The organism is Candidatus Macondimonas diazotrophica (genome assembly GCF_004684205.1).
GTDB lineage: Bacteria > Pseudomonadota > Gammaproteobacteria > UBA5335 > UBA5335 > Macondimonas > Macondimonas diazotrophica.
This window is the reverse complement of the sequence record NZ_SRIO01000016.1, coordinates 1-17430: the sequence shown is the minus strand read 5'-3', so window position 1 is coordinate 17430 and position 17430 is coordinate 1. Positions and strand designations below refer to the sequence as shown.

Annotated in this window: 23 protein-coding genes; 11 read left to right on the top strand and 12 right to left on the bottom strand. The window is 58.5% G+C overall.

The window, feature by feature from the left end; all coding sequences use genetic code 11:
- Nucleotides 1-81: 81 nt before the first annotated feature.
- A complete protein-coding gene (locus E4680_RS11195; protein WP_135282503.1) occupies nt 82-930 on the top strand; it encodes a MaoC family dehydratase in 849 nt (282 codons plus the stop codon).
- 145 nt (nt 931-1075) lie between these two features.
- Nucleotides 1076-1540, top strand: coding sequence for a peroxiredoxin (locus tag E4680_RS11190; RefSeq protein ID WP_135282502.1), 465 nt, complete (start codon nt 1076-1078; stop codon nt 1538-1540).
- 82 nt (nt 1541-1622) lie between these two features.
- Here E4680_RS11190 and E4680_RS11185 read toward each other — a convergent pair whose 3' ends face one another.
- The 3 genes from E4680_RS11185 to E4680_RS11175 form a co-directional block, all read right to left on the bottom strand.
- Nucleotides 1623-2033: a hypothetical protein gene (locus tag E4680_RS11185; protein WP_135282501.1), complete on the bottom strand. Its 411-nt coding sequence runs from the start codon at nt 2031-2033 to the stop codon at nt 1623-1625.
- A 191-nt stretch (nt 2034-2224) separates the two neighbouring features.
- Nucleotides 2225-2629: a hypothetical protein gene (locus E4680_RS11180; protein ID WP_135282500.1), complete on the bottom strand. Its 405-nt coding sequence runs from the start codon at nt 2627-2629 to the stop codon at nt 2225-2227.
- A gap of 181 nt (nt 2630-2810) precedes the next feature.
- Entirely contained in the window at nt 2811-3197 is a 387-nt protein-coding gene (locus E4680_RS11175) for a hypothetical protein (protein WP_135282499.1), read from the bottom strand.
- A gap of 208 nt (nt 3198-3405) precedes the next feature.
- Here E4680_RS11175 and E4680_RS11170 point away from each other — a divergent pair, with 208 nt between their 5' ends.
- Entirely contained in the window at nt 3406-4083 is a 678-nt protein-coding gene (locus E4680_RS11170) for a cytochrome b/b6 domain-containing protein (protein WP_167792486.1), read from the top strand.
- 3 nt (nt 4084-4086) lie between these two features.
- Here the strand turns inward: E4680_RS11170 and E4680_RS11165 are convergent, their stop codons facing one another.
- Together E4680_RS11165 and sohB are read right to left on the bottom strand one after the other, a co-directional pair.
- Entirely contained in the window at nt 4087-4533 is a 447-nt protein-coding gene (locus E4680_RS11165) for a c-type cytochrome (RefSeq protein ID WP_135282497.1), read from the bottom strand.
- Nucleotides 4534-4807: 274 nt separating this feature from the next.
- A complete protein-coding gene (gene sohB, locus E4680_RS11160; RefSeq protein WP_135282496.1) occupies nt 4808-5845 on the bottom strand; it encodes a protease SohB in 1038 nt (345 codons plus the stop codon).
- Nucleotides 5846-5967: 122 nt separating this feature from the next.
- Here sohB and E4680_RS11155 point away from each other — a divergent pair, with 122 nt between their 5' ends.
- The 5 genes from E4680_RS11155 to hspQ all read left to right on the top strand — a co-directional run bounded on the left by E4680_RS11155 (nt 5968) and on the right by hspQ (nt 9043).
- The gene (locus E4680_RS11155; protein ID WP_135282495.1) at nt 5968-6501 is read left to right on the top strand and encodes an acyloxyacyl hydrolase; all 534 of its coding nucleotides are present in this window, start codon (nt 5968-5970) and stop codon (nt 6499-6501) included.
- 29 nt (nt 6502-6530) lie between these two features.
- Nucleotides 6531-7415 (top strand): PaaI family thioesterase, encoded by an 885-nt coding sequence (locus E4680_RS11150; RefSeq protein ID WP_135282494.1) that lies wholly within the window; start codon nt 6531-6533, stop codon nt 7413-7415.
- A 9-nt stretch (nt 7416-7424) separates the two neighbouring features.
- The gene (locus E4680_RS11145) at nt 7425-8063 is read left to right on the top strand and encodes an alpha/beta hydrolase (RefSeq protein ID WP_135282493.1); all 639 of its coding nucleotides are present in this window, start codon (nt 7425-7427) and stop codon (nt 8061-8063) included.
- 4 nt (nt 8064-8067) lie between these two features.
- Nucleotides 8068-8589 (top strand): molybdenum cofactor biosynthesis protein B, encoded by a 522-nt coding sequence (gene moaB, locus E4680_RS11140; protein WP_135282492.1) that lies wholly within the window; start codon nt 8068-8070, stop codon nt 8587-8589.
- Between the two features lie 133 nt (nt 8590-8722).
- Complete coding sequence (gene hspQ, locus E4680_RS11135) at nt 8723-9043, top strand: heat shock protein HspQ (protein WP_167792485.1); 321 nt, start codon at nt 8723-8725, stop codon at nt 9041-9043.
- Nucleotides 9044-9190: 147 nt separating this feature from the next.
- Here the strand turns inward: hspQ and E4680_RS11130 are convergent, their stop codons facing one another.
- The 7 genes from E4680_RS11130 to E4680_RS11100 all read right to left on the bottom strand — a co-directional run bounded on the left by E4680_RS11130 (nt 9191) and on the right by E4680_RS11100 (nt 14079).
- A complete protein-coding gene (locus E4680_RS11130) occupies nt 9191-9601 on the bottom strand; it encodes a DUF4426 domain-containing protein (protein ID WP_167792484.1) in 411 nt (136 codons plus the stop codon).
- 111 nt (nt 9602-9712) lie between these two features.
- Nucleotides 9713-10327, bottom strand: a complete 615-nt coding sequence (metW, locus tag E4680_RS11125) for a methionine biosynthesis protein MetW (protein WP_135282489.1) — start codon at nt 10325-10327, stop codon at nt 9713-9715.
- The gene (gene metX, locus E4680_RS11120) at nt 10324-11505 is read right to left on the bottom strand and encodes a homoserine O-succinyltransferase MetX (protein WP_135282488.1); all 1182 of its coding nucleotides are present in this window, start codon (nt 11503-11505) and stop codon (nt 10324-10326) included. Before metX ends, metW begins: the two co-directional genes overlap by 4 nt.
- A gap of 81 nt (nt 11506-11586) precedes the next feature.
- On the bottom strand, nt 11587-11856 hold the full coding sequence (locus E4680_RS11115) for a DUF167 domain-containing protein (protein ID WP_167792483.1): 270 nt from the start codon (nt 11854-11856) through the stop codon (nt 11587-11589).
- 44 nt (nt 11857-11900) lie between these two features.
- Nucleotides 11901-12458 (bottom strand): YggT family protein, encoded by a 558-nt coding sequence (locus E4680_RS11110; protein ID WP_135282486.1) that lies wholly within the window; start codon nt 12456-12458, stop codon nt 11901-11903.
- Nucleotides 12458-13285, bottom strand: coding sequence for a pyrroline-5-carboxylate reductase (proC, locus tag E4680_RS11105; protein WP_135282485.1), 828 nt, complete (start codon nt 13283-13285; stop codon nt 12458-12460). Before proC ends, E4680_RS11110 begins: the two co-directional genes overlap by 1 nt.
- 41 nt (nt 13286-13326) lie before the next feature.
- On the bottom strand, nt 13327-14079 hold the full coding sequence (locus tag E4680_RS11100; RefSeq protein WP_135282532.1) for a YggS family pyridoxal phosphate-dependent enzyme: 753 nt from the start codon (nt 14077-14079) through the stop codon (nt 13327-13329).
- A gap of 51 nt (nt 14080-14130) precedes the next feature.
- Here E4680_RS11100 and E4680_RS11095 point away from each other — a divergent pair, with 51 nt between their 5' ends.
- Genes E4680_RS11095 through E4680_RS11085 form a run of 3 tightly spaced genes read left to right on the top strand, consistent with a single transcriptional unit; the run spans nt 14131 to nt 17407 of the window.
- Nucleotides 14131-15165: a type IV pilus twitching motility protein PilT gene (locus E4680_RS11095; protein ID WP_135282484.1), complete on the top strand. Its 1035-nt coding sequence runs from the start codon at nt 14131-14133 to the stop codon at nt 15163-15165.
- A gap of 12 nt (nt 15166-15177) precedes the next feature.
- Nucleotides 15178-16314 carry a PilT/PilU family type 4a pilus ATPase gene (locus tag E4680_RS11090; protein WP_135282483.1) on the top strand — a complete coding sequence of 379 codons (1137 nt, stop codon included), beginning with the start codon at nt 15178-15180 and terminating at the stop codon, nt 16312-16314.
- A 7-nt stretch (nt 16315-16321) separates the two neighbouring features.
- Nucleotides 16322-17407 carry a PilT/PilU family type 4a pilus ATPase gene (locus E4680_RS11085; protein ID WP_240696196.1) on the top strand — a complete coding sequence of 362 codons (1086 nt, stop codon included), beginning with the start codon at nt 16322-16324 and terminating at the stop codon, nt 17405-17407.
- The last annotated feature ends 23 nt before the right edge of the window (nt 17408-17430 follow it).

Sequence of the window (17430 nt, the reverse complement as noted above, 5' to 3'; positions counted from 1 at the left end):
GTCGTTTCTTGACGCTGCTTTGACCCCTACCTACTATTTGGAAACCTTTTTCCACTGTTGAAGGAACAGCAGGATATTCCTATGGCCAAGAAAATCTCTCCCGATCTCGTCGGTGAAACCTTTAGCCCCATGCCGGCGTCCTGGACCAAGAAGGACATACAGCTGTATGCCTTGGGTGTGGGATGTCAGCCGGATACCGAGCTTGCCTTCGTCTATGAGCAGAAGGGTCCCAAGGTTCTCCCGACCTATGGCGTGATCCCCGGTATGATGGCGTTGGGTGGCATGATGGGTAAGGTGGAGATGAACCTTGCCAATCTGCTGCATGGCGAGCAGGCGATTGTTCAGCATCGTCCGATCCCCCCGCAGGCGAAGGTGGAATGCATTGGCAAGATCACCGAAGTGTGGGACAAGGGCAAGGCCGCCGTTCTGGGTGTGGAAGGTTTGGTGCAGGATAAGGATGGCCCCATCTGCACGACGCATGCGACGATCTTCCTGAAAGGTGCAGGCGGCTTCGGCGGGGACCGTGGTCCGTCCTCTGAAGGCATCAACGTGGCGCCGGAGCGGGAGCCGGATCATGTCGTGACCTATCCCACGCGGCCCGAGCAGGCGGCGCTCTACCGCCTGTCCGGTGATCCGAATCCCATCCACATCGATCCCAATTTCGCCATGATGGCGGGCTACAAAAAGCCGTTCCTGCATGGCCTTTGCACCTACGGCTTCGTTGGTCGGGCGATTCTGCACACCCTTTGCGGCAGTGATCCGGCGCGTTTCGGCTCCTTCGAAGCGCGTTTTGCCGATCAGGTCTATCCCGGCGATGACATCGTCACCAAGCTGTGGGTGGTCGAGCCGGGTGTGGCGATCGTCCAGGCTGAAACCCAGAAGGGGAACGTGGTGTTGTCCAAGTCCAAATGCACCTTCAAGCCTGAATAAGGGCGGCAGTTCCTGTTCAACCAAACGGGGGGCGGCAAGCCCCCTTTTTTTGAGGACTTGAAGCAGCAGGGGCGGGCTATACTGGCTCAGACCCGATGGAATTCACATAGTCGGTAGTGGCCTGTAGAGCAGGAGGAGAGCCGGGATGACTGCAAGCAAGACGCTCAATGTAGGCGACAAGGCGCCCGATTTCCACCTTCCGGATGCGGAAGGACGGATGATTTCCCTGTCGGATTATCGCGGTGTACCGGTCGTCGTGTATTTCTATCCCAAGGACGACACGCCCGGATGTACCGCGGAGGCCTGCGCTTTCCGGGATCAGTACGAGGACTTCAAGCAGGTCGGCGCCGAGGTCATCGGGATCAGTTCCGATGCGCCGGACCGGCATGCGCGTTTCGCCGGAAAGCATCGATTGCCGTTCGTGCTGCTCAGCGATCAGGACGGTGCCGTTCGCAAGGCCTACGGCGTGGCTGCCACCTTTGGGATCTTGCCGGGCCGGGTGACCTTCGTGATTGATCGGGATGGCGTCATCGGGCACATTTTCTCAAGCCAGTTTCGCGCCACCCGCCACGTCTCCGAGGCCATCGATGTGTTGGGGCGCCTAGCCTGACTGGGCGATAAGTCCTCTCGGTCTGATCGGAGCGGGCAGCCATCCGGGGACGGTGCCCGCCCTTCATTGGGCTACTAGAAGCTTATGTGCTCGGAATGGTAGGTGAGAACTCGACTTTAACCGGAGTGTACTGGGCGGCCAGTGCATCACCGACGATCGGAATGAGGGCGAACTGTGCACGCAGGGACACCGTTACCGGCACGAGCGCTGCATTGGTGGTCTCGAGCGCGGTGTCTTTGGCAGTGTCGATTACGTTGGGCGCGCGGCTATAGGCGGCCTGATAGACCGTTGAGAATTCAACGCCACGAACATTGCGTGCGCCAATGGTCGTGGTATCCAGCGTGTAGAGATCAAGCTCGCCGGCGCGGAGGGTGTAAAAGCCTTGGGCATGGACTGCCGAGAGACTGTCATCGTCAAGCGGTTGCAGTGCAGCCTGCGCGGCGAGCGGGGCGGCCAGCAGCGGTGCAGTCAACGGGAGCAGAAACTTTTTCATGCAAGAACTCCTTTTCAATAGAGCGGCTTTTCAAGCAGCCTCATCCTACCATAGAGCTCTGTGGAATCAATGACTTTTCGGTGAAGCGAGAGCGTTCGGCCGCGTTTTTTCAGTTCGTCAATCCAGTGTTGACGAACCGGTGATCGAAATGCAGCGATGCGTTCGACGTCTGGCCTTCCTCCGTGACGATCTCACTCGAACTTCAAGGTCACCAAGGGGACGTAACTCCAGAGCAAGGGGCCCAGCGTTCCGACGGGCGGCGGTGCCACCTCGAGCGCGGTGCCGATGGCTGTGTAGGTTGTCGTGTTGATGCCGTTGAAGCTGGCGACCAGGAGATTGCGCGGAATGGCGAATAAGTTGGGCGAGCGGCTTTCCACTCCCTGGGCGAAAGCGCTGATGCCGAGCGGGCCGATCTCGATATGGCGCTCAGCCAGGGTTTTGAAGCCGAAGGGAATATCAACCGATCCCAGGCTGATGTAATAAGCCTGCCCGCCTACGTCGGCCAGCTGGGAATAGCTCATACGAGTCATTTCGGCATGGGTCGCCGTCGGGGCCAGTCCCAGCAGCAGGGCCGGATAAAGATGACGCAGTTTCATGTGGCTGTCCTTTTTGCGATGGAAAGAGCGTTTCGGGGTTGGTGCTCCCTGTACCCTGGGTTGCTCGGATCCAGTGCCTTTAAGATCGGCTTGGGCAGCGATTTCTTGACCCATACACGGCATCAAAATAAAGAAGGCGCCCGAGGGCGCCTTTCTGATCAATGGGTGAAATGCATTCTGATTAATAGTGCAGGTAGTCGTGGATGCCATGGCCTGTTTTGCGGCTCTTGCTCGAGGTATCCACGCCGCGGACCATCGATCCCTCCTTCTGCATTTCCTGAGCTTGTTCTGGGGTGCCGAAACCCAGCGCGCGGGCACGATCCTGCATCCGTTGACGGTGCTGGTTCAGAAACGTGCGCCGGTCCTCATCCGATTCGATCGCCTCATACTGCTCGCGGTACTGTTTGCGCTCATCTTTGGTCATGATGTCGAATCCGTAGATCTGATCGCGGTCTGGCAGAGCGGCGCCTTGTTCCACCGCCATCGGCTCCACGACGTCTTGGGCCGCAGCCCATCCGGAAACGCTGCCCAGCATGACTACCATCACGCCCACTCCCAGCTTTTTCATCTCGTCTCCTTGAAATCATGTATCGACGATGCCCGTCACTCAATCCGAGCACGGGCGGCGAGGCAAGCTTAGCGTTCCGGAGAGACCGGAGCAAACAGGCGCACACGGATTTGATCTCGGGCAAGCGCTCGGTGATCATGTGCTCTCGGTATGGTGTATCGGTGTTCGCAGCCAGGTGCAGCAACTCCATAGGGGTATGATCACGGAGATGAACGAAAAGAACGCCGCTCGACCGGTCCGGGTCTGGGATCTACCGACGCGGTTCTTCCATTGGTCCTTGGTGGTGTTGCTCGTGGTCGCATGGTCGACCGCTCAAGCCGGACTGGAATGGATGACCTATCACCTCTGGGCTGGCTACAGCATCCTGGCCTTGCTGCTGTTCCGGCTGATGTGGGGTTTCCTGGGGGCGCCAACGGCCCAATTCGGCAGTTTTATCGCAAGGCCGGGCGTCGCTTGGCGCTACGCACGTGAATTGGCTGCGGGGCGCCATGCGGTGTACGTGGGCCATAACCCCTTGGGCGGCTACATGGTGTTTCTGCTGTTGCTACTGGTTTTGATTCAGGTGGTGACCGGCCTATTCTCAACCGATGACATTCTGGTATCGGGGCCGTTGGCAGACCGGGTGCCGCGTCAATACAGCCGCTGGGCGACCGGGGTGCACAAGGTCAACATCAATATTCTGATAGCTGCTGTTGCGGTGCACGTGGGCGCGATCGGCTTTTATCGGTGGCGCTTCGGCGACAATCTGGTGCTCCCCATGGTGACGGGCAAGAAGCTGCTGTCGGATGAGGTGGCGCCGCACCAAGGGGAGGCTTCCCCCTGGCGGGCCGCTGGACTGTTGCTGATCAGCGTTGTGGCGGTCTACTTGGTCGTTTCCTGCTTGTAATGATCAATCCTTGCGATAGTCATCGTGGCAAGCCTTGCAGGTCTTGGCGGTATTCATGAACTGGCCCTTGATTTTGGCCGTATCGCCGACTTGGGCCACTTCAGCCAGTTGCGCGGCTTCGTTTTGAAAGGCTTCCATCTTCTTTGCAAAGTCGGCGGGATTTTTCCAGATCTCGGCTTTGGCGTCGCTCTTGCCCTTGTGGGGGCCGTTTGCGAATCCAGCAGTCAGTAGGGGGGCTACGGCCGATACCGCTGCTGCGTGGGCCGCAAAGTCCTTAGTGTCCATCGGCATTTCGCCCTTGACCATTGCGGCCATGGGTTCGAAATGCCAACCGATCAGGTAAAAGCCCGATTGGCGGTAGCGGATGGGGTCGGCATGGTCTCCGCCATGAGCCGACGCGAGAAATGGGGTCATGAGGCTGAGGGCGAGGGCAATTCTCAAGGGCTTCATCAGGGTCTCCTGTGCGGATTCGACGCGCAATCAGTGTACCCGACATTGCGGAATAGTTGACTCTGGGCGGATTACAGGCAAAAAAAACCCCCTGAGGGTCAGGGGGTCAAGTGCGTGAAAGGACGAGGGGGTCCTTTCAGGAGGAGACACAGTGCTATGACCTTGCTCAGCCCCGCTCGAATCATCGAGCGGTTGATGGGATCGAATCATAGGGAGCCATCATGATTTTGTCAATTGCCTGAAAAAATATTTCCCCATTTGTTAATGATCACCATCAGTCTTTAAAGAGAAGATGGTGCCGGCTCGCCAACCACGACACCACCGTGTCGCCCAGACGTCCCCCGAGGCTCAACAGCCGCCGAGACATGGGGCGCGCAAGGCGATAGCGCAGTCGATAGATCTGAGCCTGGTCGAGCAGGCGCATCAGATAGTCATCACTGGTTGAAACTTCATCGATCAATCGCAGTTCAAGGGCTTGGGTGCCGTACCAGTGCTCCCCGGTGGCCACCTTGTCGATATCAAGGCGGGTGCGGTGCTGGCGGACGAATTGCTTGAAAAGATCATGGGCTTCCTCGAGTTCCTGGCGGAACTTCTCTCGCGCCTCCGGGGTATTTTCTCCCAGGACGGTGAGCGTGCGCTTGAAGACGCCGGCAGTGTGCAGTTCAATATCGACATCGCGTCGCTGGAGAAGCCGGTGCAAGTTGGGCAGTTGGGCCACGACGCCGATGGATCCCACAATGGCAAACGGTGCGGCGACGATGCGCTGTCCGACACAGGCCATCATATATCCGCCGCTGGCAGCCACCTTGTCCACGCAGACCGTTAGCGCGATCCCACGGTCGCGCAGGCGCTGCAGCTGCGAAGCGGCCAGTCCATAGGCATGCACCATTCCGCCGCTGCTTTCCAGCCTCAGGACGACTTCATCGTGATTTTCGGCGACTTGAAGCAAAGCCGAAATTTCCTCACGAAGGGCGACGGTCGCTGATGCCTGCAAATCGCCGTGGAAATCGAGAACGAATACGCGTCGGCCATTGGTCTGAGCGGGCGGGGTCTTGGCTTTGGCGCGCCATGGGCGGTGATTCTTGAGACGCTGCCAACGACCGTTTCGTGCCGGCTGCAGTCTGCGGCTCAGCCCGTCGCGCAAGCGCTGATAATGCCGATTCAGATGTTCGAGTTGCAGATCGCCTTGTGGAATCGGTGGGCGTTGGCGACGCATGCCCCCAACGATCAGCGCCAGGGCGAGTACGCCAACGAGTAAAGTGATCAGCTTGGCAGCAAACAGGCCATATTGGCCCAGCAATTCGGTCCACACGGATGTTGTCCTTGAACGTTTGAGGGCAGCGGAATAGGCGTTCTTGGTATTGGAGGCGTATTGAAACGGTAGTATTGCGCTTCATCGGACGCAAGAATACGTGACATCAGGGAGAATGCATCATGATTACACTCCTGCAGACCTTGGGGCGGGTAGTGACCGTCGCGGCAGGCGTGATGCCATTGGCGGCCTCGGCGTCGTGGATGGCTGGTATCGAGCTGGGCAGAACCGAAACCGGCGGCGAGTTGGTGCGGCTGGGGATTTCGGGGCCTCGGGCTTATGCGCTGGGGCAGACGGGGACATGGTCTTGGGACGTGACTCCCGAGATGGTTGTTGGCCGGTGGTCCGATGGCGAGTATGACCGCTCTGTCTGGGAAGTCGGGGTGACACCGCTGTTCGCGGCACATCGCGCCGTGTCCGCGGGACAGATCGGCATCAATTTCGGCATCGGTGCCCATTTGCTGTCGGCTGTCCGTTTCGAGGACAGGCGCCTCGGTTCGGCCTTTCAGTTCGGCGACCACATCGGCGTCGAATGGCGCTCACCAAGCGGGCGGTGGACGCTGGGCTATCGTTACCAGCATCTGTCTAATGCAAGCATCCAGCCGCCGAACGATGGCGTCGAATTTCACCTGCTGCGGCTCGATTGGTCTTTCTAGTGCACGTCGATACAAGGAAGCATATTCTCATGGAGAGGACATCTCAATCGGTCTCGGATCAACTGGCTGAGGCCTACGCTCAGGATGGCTGGGCACGTTTTCTTGGGGTTGAATTGAATCCCGGTGATGGCGCCGAACGATTGCGGCTTCCTTATGATACGCGGCTGCTCAACGCCGACGGCGGGGTGGTGCATGGCGGAATCTTGGCGTCCTTGTTGCTTGATGCCGCGCGACTGGAAGTCGCAACGGCCTGGGGGAACGCTACGGATCTGGCGGGTGTACGTCCGCTGGACGGCCAGATCGTTTATCTGAGACCGGCGCGCGAGGTAGACGTGGTGGCTTCTGCACAGTTGTTGCGCGCCGGCCGGACACTTGCGTTTGTGGCGTCGGAAACTCGCGACCCGCAAGGTCAGCTCATCGCGCAGGGGCAATGGGTGTTCGCCCGCTCAGATGATGAGTCGGTCGATGCTGGGCCGTTACCGGAAACCCCATCACTGGCAGGCAGTTGGAGCGGCGAGGTCGATGCCGGTCGCATGGGTGCCCTCCTCGAGACCAACATGAAAAAGCGCTTGCCGGGCTTGACGCTCTGTGAAATGGGTGCGGGCCGCTGTGTCATTGAGGTCGCGAATACCCCGGAGATGCGCGATGCGTCTGGCGCCCTGTCGGCGGGCGTCCAGTTGCTCACTTGCGACAATGTCGGGGTGTTCGCCAGCTTTGGCCTCAATGCCCGGATCACCCGCATGTCGACAGCGGCGCTCAAGCTCACGTTTGTCGCGCCTCCGAGGGACGAAGCCCTGATCGTCGTGGGCACCAGCCTCGGCAAGGCGGGACCTTTGATTGCCAACCAGAGCCGGGTCTACGGCCGAGAAACGGGTCGGTTGTACGCCTTTGGCACCGTTACGCTCGCCACATGAGGCATCCTGATGCGCGATGATTCCCGCTTGACCACGATTCCCGGACCGTCTGGCGCCTTGGAGATCGAGGTGGATCAGCCCATGGCGCCCGCCGAGGACCGTGCACGCGTGGTCGTGATTTGCCATCCTCACCCGCAATTCGGTGGGACGATGAACAATAAGGTCGTCACCACGCTGGCGCGGGCCGCAGTCGACGTGGGGTGGCATGCCGTGCGGTTCAACTTCCGGGGCGTGGGCGCCAGTGACGGGACCTATGATCACGGTGATGGGGAATTCGATGATGCCCAGGCAGTGCTGACCTGGGCCACTCGGCGATGGCCGGCCCATCGTCCAGCGCTGGCAGGGTTTTCGTTCGGTGCCTGGGTGGCTGTGCGGGTGGCTTTGCAAACACCGGTGTCGCGATTGTTGACCGTCGCGCCCCCCGTAAACCGGTTCGATGGGTTTCCCGATCATGCTCCGGAATGTCCATGGTGGCTGATTCAGGGGATGGCTGATGAGGTGGTGGATGCTGAGCGTGTGGTCGCTTGGGCGGCGCAATTCGTGCCGCCTGTAAACGTGATTACCGTGCCGGATGCGAGCCATTTTTTCCACGGTCAACTGAAAATCTTGCGCGATCTTGCGCATCGCTTCTATCAGGATGAGGGGTGAGATTATGCCGGCTCAGGCTGAATTTCGTTCACTGCATTGCGCCGTTCTGACGCTGTCGGACAGCCGTACACCGCAGACCGATACATCGGGCGATTTTCTGGTTTCGCGGTTGCAGGGGGCGGGTCATCGTCTTCGGGATCGCGCGCTTCTGCCGGACGACCTGTATCAGGTGCGTGCAAAGGTCAGTGTTTGGATCGCGGATCCAGCCGTGGAGGTAATCATCACGACCGGCGGGACCGGTTTGACCGGACGGGATCGGACGCCAGAGGCAATCGAGCCTTTGCTCGATCGGCGGATTGATGGCTTCGGTGAGCTGTTTCGGCAGCTGTCCTTTCAGGAAATTGGGGTCTCGACGCTCGAGTCCCGTGCATTCGCCGGGGTGGCCAATGCGACCGTGATCTTCTGTTTGCCCGGTTCGCGCAATGCGTGTGAGACTGGATGGGATCGAATCATCCAGTTCCAGCTCGATGCACGCCACCATCCCTGTAATTTGGTGGCGCTCTTGCCACGCTTGAATGAGCGCTAGCACTCAAGCTGGTGTTTTCCACGCCGTTAGAATGAACGAGTCGCTTTCCGTCGTGTCCGAGAAAAGAGGGTTGATCGTTGACCACTCTTTAAATCCTCGATCCAACAAGAAAAACAGCAAAGGAGAGTTCACCATGGCGACCGTATGTCAGGCAAAGTTCGCTCCCGGTCACGTCGTTGAGCACCGGGATCTCCGCTATCGCGCTGTCGTGCTGGATGTAGACCCGCGTTTCCTTGGGCGCGAGGATTGGTATCCGCAGGATGCCTTTCCGGCGCCCGATCGCGACCAACCGTGGTATCGGCTGTTGGTCGACGGGCACAAGTATCAGACCTATGTTCCAGAATCGGTGCTGAGAGTTGATGATCTCGAAGCGCCTGTAGAGCATCTCTCGCTACGGATCTTCTTCAAAGGCTACGAGAGCGGACGCTATCAGCCGAGGTGGCTGCCGAACTGATATCACAAAGGAGTTGAGGCGCTGGCTGGCGTAGCCGCCAGTCAGCGCGGTTCGCTGGTTGTCATTGGGATTGGGCAATGGCGCTCTGATCGGGCCATCGCTCAGGAAGCGCGGGAGCGGATCACCGCCGGCCGGCGGAAATGTTGCTCAAGGCCCCGTAAAGAATTCCTTTTCAAATTGAACCTTGAACGGCTTGCTTGCGCCATCTGGAAGCACGTTGATCTGAAAGCGCAGCGTTTCCTGATTGTTGATCGGGAAATCGCCGATGTAATAGATGGCATCGCCATCACGCATCTCGCGCAGCGACAGTTCGCGATACTGATTGTTCAAATTGACCGCACTGGCGGAGATTGCCGCGGTGATCGCCGTGGTGCTGCCATCAGCCTGTTTCTGGCGTAAGGCCAGGTTGATCATACCCCGATTACGGCTGCGCTGAATTCCCGCTTTTTGCGTCGATTCCGCGGGAAGCTCGTCAGTGCGAAGCGCATTGTAGTGGAAGATATAGTTCTCATATTCGAAACTGTTGGCTTGCACGGTGGATGCCAGCAAGGCCAGCAAGCACAAGGCAGCGACCCAGTACATGGAACGGACTCTGGCTGTTTTCATGGTAGTCTCCCTGGACACACTAACGATATTGGACCGCTTTTTCGAAGTATAGCCCACCCGCTATTACAGCGGGCCTTTCCGTCCTGTCAGGCTATAGAGCGCGATTTCCCCGAGCAAATTGGGGGAAAAGTGCATCAACCAGCTCCCATGATGACGTGAGTCGACCACCTGACGGCTTCGAATTCGATAGCCTTGCTCCCGACACAGGATTTCAAAATCCTTCAAGGTGCACAGACGGATGTTGGGCGTGTTGTACCATGGCTGTGGCAGTGTTTCCGACAGCGGCATGCGACCTCTCCAGGCCAATTGCAGCCGACACCGCCAATGGCCGAAGTTGGGGAAGGTCACAATGCCTTCCCGACCCACGCGCAGCATTTCCCGCAGCAACTGTTCCGGGTGATGGACGACCTGTAACGCCTGAGTCAAGATCACATAGTCGAAGGATTGATCTGCGAAGGGAGCGAGCCCTTGATCGATGTCCGTTTGGACGACCTGAATACCGGCCTTGATCGATTTCACGACGTTTTCAGGATCGATTTCCAGTCCATAGCCGGTGACTTGGCGGGTTTCCTGTAGATGACGCAACAGGGTGCCGTCGCCACAGCCCAAATCCAGAACATGCGTCCTGGGGCGAACCCAGTGGGAGATGATCTCCAGATCAGGACGTAAGGCGCTCATCCTTCGATCTCCTCGGCTACCTGCTCCATGTAGGCATTCAGGACGTCCAGGTAGTCTGGGTTGGGCATGAGGAAGTCGTCATGACCTTGTGTGGAGCGGATATCCGCATAGCACACCGATTTTCGGACTTCCATCAAGGCGTTCACGATTTCCCGCGAGCGCGCGGAGGAAAACCGCCAGTCGCTGGTGAACGAAATGACCAGAAAGCGGGAGCGGCTGGCCTGAAAGGCCTGTGCGAGACTCCCCCCGAATTCCTGCGCTGGATCGAAATAATCCAGTGCCTTGGTCATCAACAGGTAGGTATTGGCATCAAAGCGATCGACGAACGAGGTCCCTTGATGGCGCAGGTAACTCTCGACTTGAAATTCGACGTCGAAGCCGAACCGGATTCGTCCTTCGCGCAATTCCCGCCCGAAACGCTCACGCATCGAGTGCTCAGACAAATAGGTGATATGGCCCAACATGCGAGCCAACATCAATCCGCGCCGCGGCACGATCCCGAAGTCCTGGTATCGGCCATCATGGAAGTCGGGGTCTGAAAGAATCGCTTGGCGCGCCACTTCGTTGAACGCGATGTTTTGCGCCGACAGCTTCGGGGTCGCCGCGATGATGAGGGCGTGGCGAACCGCATCACTGTGATGAATGGCCCATTGCATGACCTGCATGCCACCTAGGCTGCCGCCAGCCACGGCGGCCCATTGCCGGATGCCGAGCTGCTCGCCCAGCCGGCGCTGGCTGTTGACCCAGTCGCCCACGGTCACGATCGGGAAATCGGGGCCGTAGATTTTTCCGTTTTCGGGATTGATGCTCGTCGGGCCGCTGCTGCCCTTGCAACCGCCGAGGTTGTTGAGGGAGACAATGAAAAACTTACGGGTATCGAATGGCTTTCCGGGGCCGATACAGGCATCCCACCAGCCGGGCTTGCGATCGCTGAGCTGGTGATAACCTGCTGCATGATGATCTCCAGACAAGGCATGGCAGATCAGGATGGCGTTGCTGCGGTCGGCATTGAGCGTGCCGTAGGTTTCATATACCAAGTGGTAGCGGTCCAGCCGTTTCCCACCCTCGAGTTCCAGCGGCGTATCGAAGACCATCTCTTGAGGCGTCACCAGACCTACCGAATTGGGCGGCAGGGCAGTGCGCCGGGATGCGATGTCAGGGGTATCGCGGGATGGCATGGTTCAGGCGTGCTGGATTGGGGAGCATGGCCGGCCGAGTTTAGTGGCGCCCAAAGGGCAACGCAAGGGCGATCCGCGCTTTCAGGGCATCCGGTCCCAGTGTCGAAGACGCTGAGCCAGAAGCGGCGGCGCGTTACGGATTCGGATGCGCTTGGCGCGCGAGGTCGCACCTTGAACCAATTCGAACTGTTGCAACGGCAGGTCCAAGGCTTCAGCCAGCCATCGAAGTAATTGCTGGTTCGCCCGTCCCTTGTTCGCTGGTGCGGCGATGGCGATTTTGAGACGGTCTCCGTAGGGCCCGATAATTCCCATTCGGCGGGCACTCGGCTGAACCTGCAGCGCCAGAATCATATCGGGTCCATCCCACCGATAGAACATATCGGGCGGCATCGTCGTTACAAGCCGGTTCCCAGCGGCGCAATGAGTCGCTTGAGCACTTGGATCACCAACAAGACCAGAAGCGGCGAGAAATCGATCATGCCGGTGTCCGGCAACATACGGCGTGCGCGATCGAGGATGGGCCCGCTCAGGCGAAACAACAGCAGCGCCGCGGGGGGATACTGGTTGGGGGAGATCCAACTCAGCACGACCTGGATCAGAATGACCACGGTATAGACATTCAGTACCAGAATCGTCAGGTCGGCCAAGGCAAACTGAGGGAGCAGCGGCAACGGGATGCGAAGCCCCGAAATGGCTGTGATCGCGAAATAAAAACCGATTTGCAGCACCAGCAGCACCAGCAGGGCCGCCAGCTCATGTCCCCGATAGCGCGGAATGATTTTCCGCAGCGGCGCTAAAACCGGTTCAGTCAGTTGCACGATCGATCGAAGCAACGGATCGAAACGGTCCCGGGAATTCAGAACCACGATGACGCGGACCCAGAACAGCACGATCGCCAACTTGAACAGCGTGGAAAACAAGAAAATCAGGGGATCTTGCCAGTAGCCAGGCATTACATCGACGCTCCCAATGCTTTGGATAAAATGAGGGCCTGAGCCTGCGCGGCTTCTAGTGTTTCACGAACAATCCGGTGCAATCCTTCCCGCTCAAGGATCTTGAGCCCCTGCTCCGTGGTGCCACCAGGGGATGTCACGCGTCGTCGCAGTTCATCCACGCCCAATCCGCTGTGCTTGGCCATCTGTGCTGCGCCCAAGGCCGTCTGAAGGGTCAGCTCCCGTGCCAGATCGGGATCCATCCCCAGTTCTCTTGCACCGTCCGCCAAGGCTTGCATAAACAGAAAGAAGTAAGCCGGACCGCTTCCCGACAGGGCAGTGACCAGATCAATGTCGGCTTCGTCATCCAGCCACCGTGCGATACCGACTCCCTCGAACAGCTGCGTTGCCCACTGGCGCTGCAGCGCACTGACGGCTGGCGTGGCGAACAAACCGGTCGCGCCATAACCGAGCATCGCAGGTGTATTGGGCATGGCGCGGACCAATGGAAGCGAACCACCGAGCCAACGGGCCAACGTCCCGGTATCCACGCCTGCGGCGATGGAAATGATCAGCGGCTTATGACTGCCCAGGCCACCGCGCAGCAACTGACAGACCTCGCCGAGGATTTGCGGCTTGACGGCCAGGACCAAGACATCGGACTTTTCGGCGATCTGCAGGTTGTCGGCTGTCATGAACAGCTCGCTGGTGTTCGCCAACGCCGTGCGTTTCTCCGCATCAGGCTCCGCAACGCCCAGGGCCGAAGCGGGAATGCCTTGACGAAGTAATCCACTGATCAGGCTGGTGGCCATGTTGCCGCCACCGATGAAACCGATGAAAGGGTGCATGAGGTTTCGTCAGGCTCCACGTAGGGGGTGGCGATCTATGATCAGCATCTGTCGGGTGGTGTGCAACCCGGCAGTGATGCTGCGGGATTCGGGGCGCGGGGACCGAAAAGTGCGCTGCCGACGCGAACAAGGGTGCTTCCTTCGAAAATTGCGGCTTCCAAATCCCCGGACATACCCATCGAAAGCGTGTCGAGGGAATGGCCGTCGCGGCGCAAGGCATCGAAGAGTTCGCGGAGATGGCGGTAGGTCGCGCGCTGCTCGGCGATGTCGTCGGACGCCCGGGGAATGGTCATCAATCCGCGCAGACGCAGACGGGGCAACCGCGCCACATGTGCGGCCAGCCGCGGAAGTTCGTGAGGCGGTATCCCCGCCTTGCGTGGTTCCTCACTGAACTTGACTTGGAGACAGACCTCCAGCGGCGGCAAGTGAGGCGGGCGAAGCCGGTTCAGGCGGTCCGCCAGGCCTGCACGATCCAGACTGTGCAACCAGTGGAAGCGTTGGGCGATGTCCCGGCATTTGTTGGATTGCAGCGGGCCGATGAAATGCCAGATCAGCGTTGGATCAGCCAGCGCGTCCATTTTTTCCAGCGCCTCTTTGAGATAGCTCTCGCCGAACTCACGCTGGCCAGCACGACGCAGGTGCTCGATTGCGGTGACGGGTTGTCCCTTGGATACCGCCAACAGCCTGATCAGGGATGGATCCCGTTGGACTTGGCGCGCTGCATCGCGAATCCGCGCATGTACCGCAGCATTTCGATCGCCTGTCTGAGCGGCTGCGACAGACTCAAGGCCGATCAAGGGTTGGTCGCTAATTCTAGGGTCAGTCACGGGCTTTCGGAGTGGGCGATGGATATCGCACAGTTGTTGTCATTTTCCGTCAAGAACGGGGCCTCGGATTTGCATCTGTCGGCTGGGCTGCCGCCCATGATCCGGGTCGATGGCGACGTCCGCCGGATCAACCTGCCCCCCATGGAGCCGAAGCAGACCCACGATCTCATTTACGACATTATGAACGATCGGCAACGCAAGGAATATGAGGAATACTTCGAAACCGATTTTTCCTTTGCCATTGCGGGACTTGCCCGGTTTCGCGTCAATGCGTTCAATCAGAATCGCGGTCCGGCCGCGGTATTTCGCACCGTTCCGGAAAAGATCCTCACTCTGGAACAACTGGCCTGTCCAGCCATTTTCAAAGAGCTGGCGCTCAAACCGCGCGGTATCGTGTTGGTGACGGGTCCGACCGGCTCGGGAAAATCGACGACACTGGCGGCGATGATCGACTACGTCAACGACAATGAAGCCGGACATATCCTCACCATCGAGGATCCCATCGAGTTCGTGCATCCCAGCAAGCGCTGCCTGGTCAACCAGCGCGAAGTCAAGCGTGATACCCATGGGTTTGCCGAGGCGTTGCGTTCGGCCCTGCGTGAGGATCCTGACGTGATTCTCGTGGGGGAAATGCGTGATCTGGAAACCATACGGCTGGCGCTGACAGCTGCGGAAACCGGACACATGGTCTTCGGCACGTTGCACACCAGTTCGGCGGCCAAGACCATCGATCGCATCGTCGATGTGTTTCCCGCTGCGGAAAAGGACATGGTGCGTGCCATGCTTTCGGAGTCCCTGCAGGCGGTCATTTCACAGTCGCTGCTTAAGAAAAAGGCCGGTGGTCGCATCGCTGCCCATGAAATCATGATCGGCACTCCCGCGATTCGCAATTTGATTCGAGAGAACAAGATTGCCCAAATGTATTCCTCGATTCAGACCGGTCAACAGTTCGGCATGCAGACCCTTGATCAGTGCCTGCAGGATTTGGTGCGCAAGAACATGATCACCAAAGAAATCGCCAAGGCAAAAGCGGTTCACAAAGACAATTTCTGAACGGGAGGACCGATGGATCGCGATCAGGCTGTTCGCATCATGCATGACCTGCTGCGGGTGTTGGTGCGCCGCGGCGGATCCGATCTATTCATCACGGCAGGCTTTCCACCGGCCATCAAGGTCGATGGTGCCATGAATCCCGTGGCCGAAAAGCCGTTTTTGCCCGAACATACGGCAACCATAGCCCGCGCGATCATGAATGATCGACAGGCTCGCGAATTCGAAGCCAGCAACGAATGCAACTTTGCCATCTCGCCGCGTGGAATCGGTCGCTTTCGGGTGAGCGCCTTCATCCAGCAAGGTCGAGTGGCCATGGTGCTCCGCACCATCAAAACCGAGATCCCCGATTTCGAGTCGCTCGGCTTGCCCGATGTTCTTAAAGAAGTGGTGATGTCCAAGAGAGGCCTGGCCATCATGGTTGGGGCGACTGGCTCAGGAAAGTCGACAACCCTCGCCGCCATGGTCGGCTATCGCAATGCCCATTCGCAGGGTCACATCATCACGATCGAGGATCCGGTGGAGTTCGTTCATCCCCATATGAACAGCATCGTCACGCAGCGCGAAGTGGGGGTGGATACGGAGAGCTGGGGGGTTGCTCTGAAGAATACCTTGCGGCAAGCGCCGGATGTCATCCTCATCGGCGAGGTTCGGGATCGGGAAACGATGGAATACGCCGTGCAGTTTGCCGAAACGGGTCATTTATGTCTCTGTACGCTGCATGCCAACAGTGCCAATCAGGCGCTGGACCGGATCATCAACCTGTTTTCCCAGGATAAGCGGGAGCAGGTGCTGATGGATCTATCTCTCAATCTTCGAGCCATCATATCTCAGCGCCTGATACCCCATCTCAGCGGTTCCGGCCGAGTTGCCGCCTTCGAGATCATGCTCGGCACGCCATTGATCGCAGATCTCATCTTCAAGGGAGGCGTTCACCAGATCAAGGAGGTGATGGCCAAATCAATTGCCCAGGGTATGTGTACTTTCGATCAGTATCTGTTTGATCTGTATGAGCATGATCAGATCAGCTACGAGGATGCCTTGCGCAATGCCGATTCCAAGAACGAGCTTCGCCTGCGCATCAAGCTCGAAAGTGGCAAGGTTTCCCGCCGGGACGATGAGCGCTTGACGATGCTGGAAACGCGTTCTTGATCATCAGATGCTACCTGCGGAGGTTCGATTCGCGATGCTTTTGAAACCTTATCTGGAAATGATGGTGGCGCAGCGAGCATCTGACCTGTACCTAAGCCCGGGATCACTGCCGCAGTTGCGGCTCGAAGGGCGAAACCGGCCGATCGGCAGGATGCCCCTTTCAGCTGACGAAGTTGCGCGGGCCGTCGATGAAAGTTTCGATGAGCGTGAACGCAATCAGTTTCGGCAACGATGGCAGGTTGATTATTCCTACATCATGCCGGAGGTCGGACGCTTTCGTTTCACGGCCTTTCGCCAGCGCGGACAGGTCGCATTGGTGGTGCGGTATGTTCAGCCCGCCTTGCCTCGCATTCGAGACTTGGAACTGCCTCTGATCCTTCAGGACTTGGCCTTGTTGCGACAGGGGTTGATTTTGGTTGTGGGATCGACCGGATGTGGTAAGTCGACAACGCTGGCCGCAACGCTGCAACATCGCAACGAACATGTCCCTGGGCACATCCTGACCATCGAGGATCCCATCGAGTTTTTTCTCGAAAGCCGAAAGTCAGTGGTCAATCAACGTGAACTCGGTGTCGATGCCATTGATTATGCGTCGGCGTTGAGAAGCGCGCTGCGGGCTGCACCGGATGTGATCATGGTGGGCGAGATTCGGGACATGGAAACGCTGGCCGCGACTGTTGAACTGGCTGGAACCGGACATCTGGTGATGGCCACCCTCCATGCCAACAATGCCCCGCAGACACTGGATCGTATTGCGAATCTCTATCCAGCCACCCAGCATGCCCAGTTGTTTCTCGATCTGTCCCTCTATCTGCGGGCAATTATCTCGCAGCGTTTGGTCATGGGGCGCCATGGGCACCGCCTGCCGGCAGTCGAAGTGATGCTCAATACCCCGTATATCGCCGAATTGATCGCCAAGGGTCAGTTCGACAAAATCAAGGCGGCCATGGAAGACAGCAAAGTCCGTGGCATGCAGGATATGGATTCGGTGCTTTACAGACTGTACCGAGAAGAATTGATCGACAAGGATGAAGCCTTGGCTCACGCGGATTCTCAACCTAATCTGGAGGCCAAGATTCACTTTTCGTCATAAAGAAAGCCCGCCGATCGGCGGGC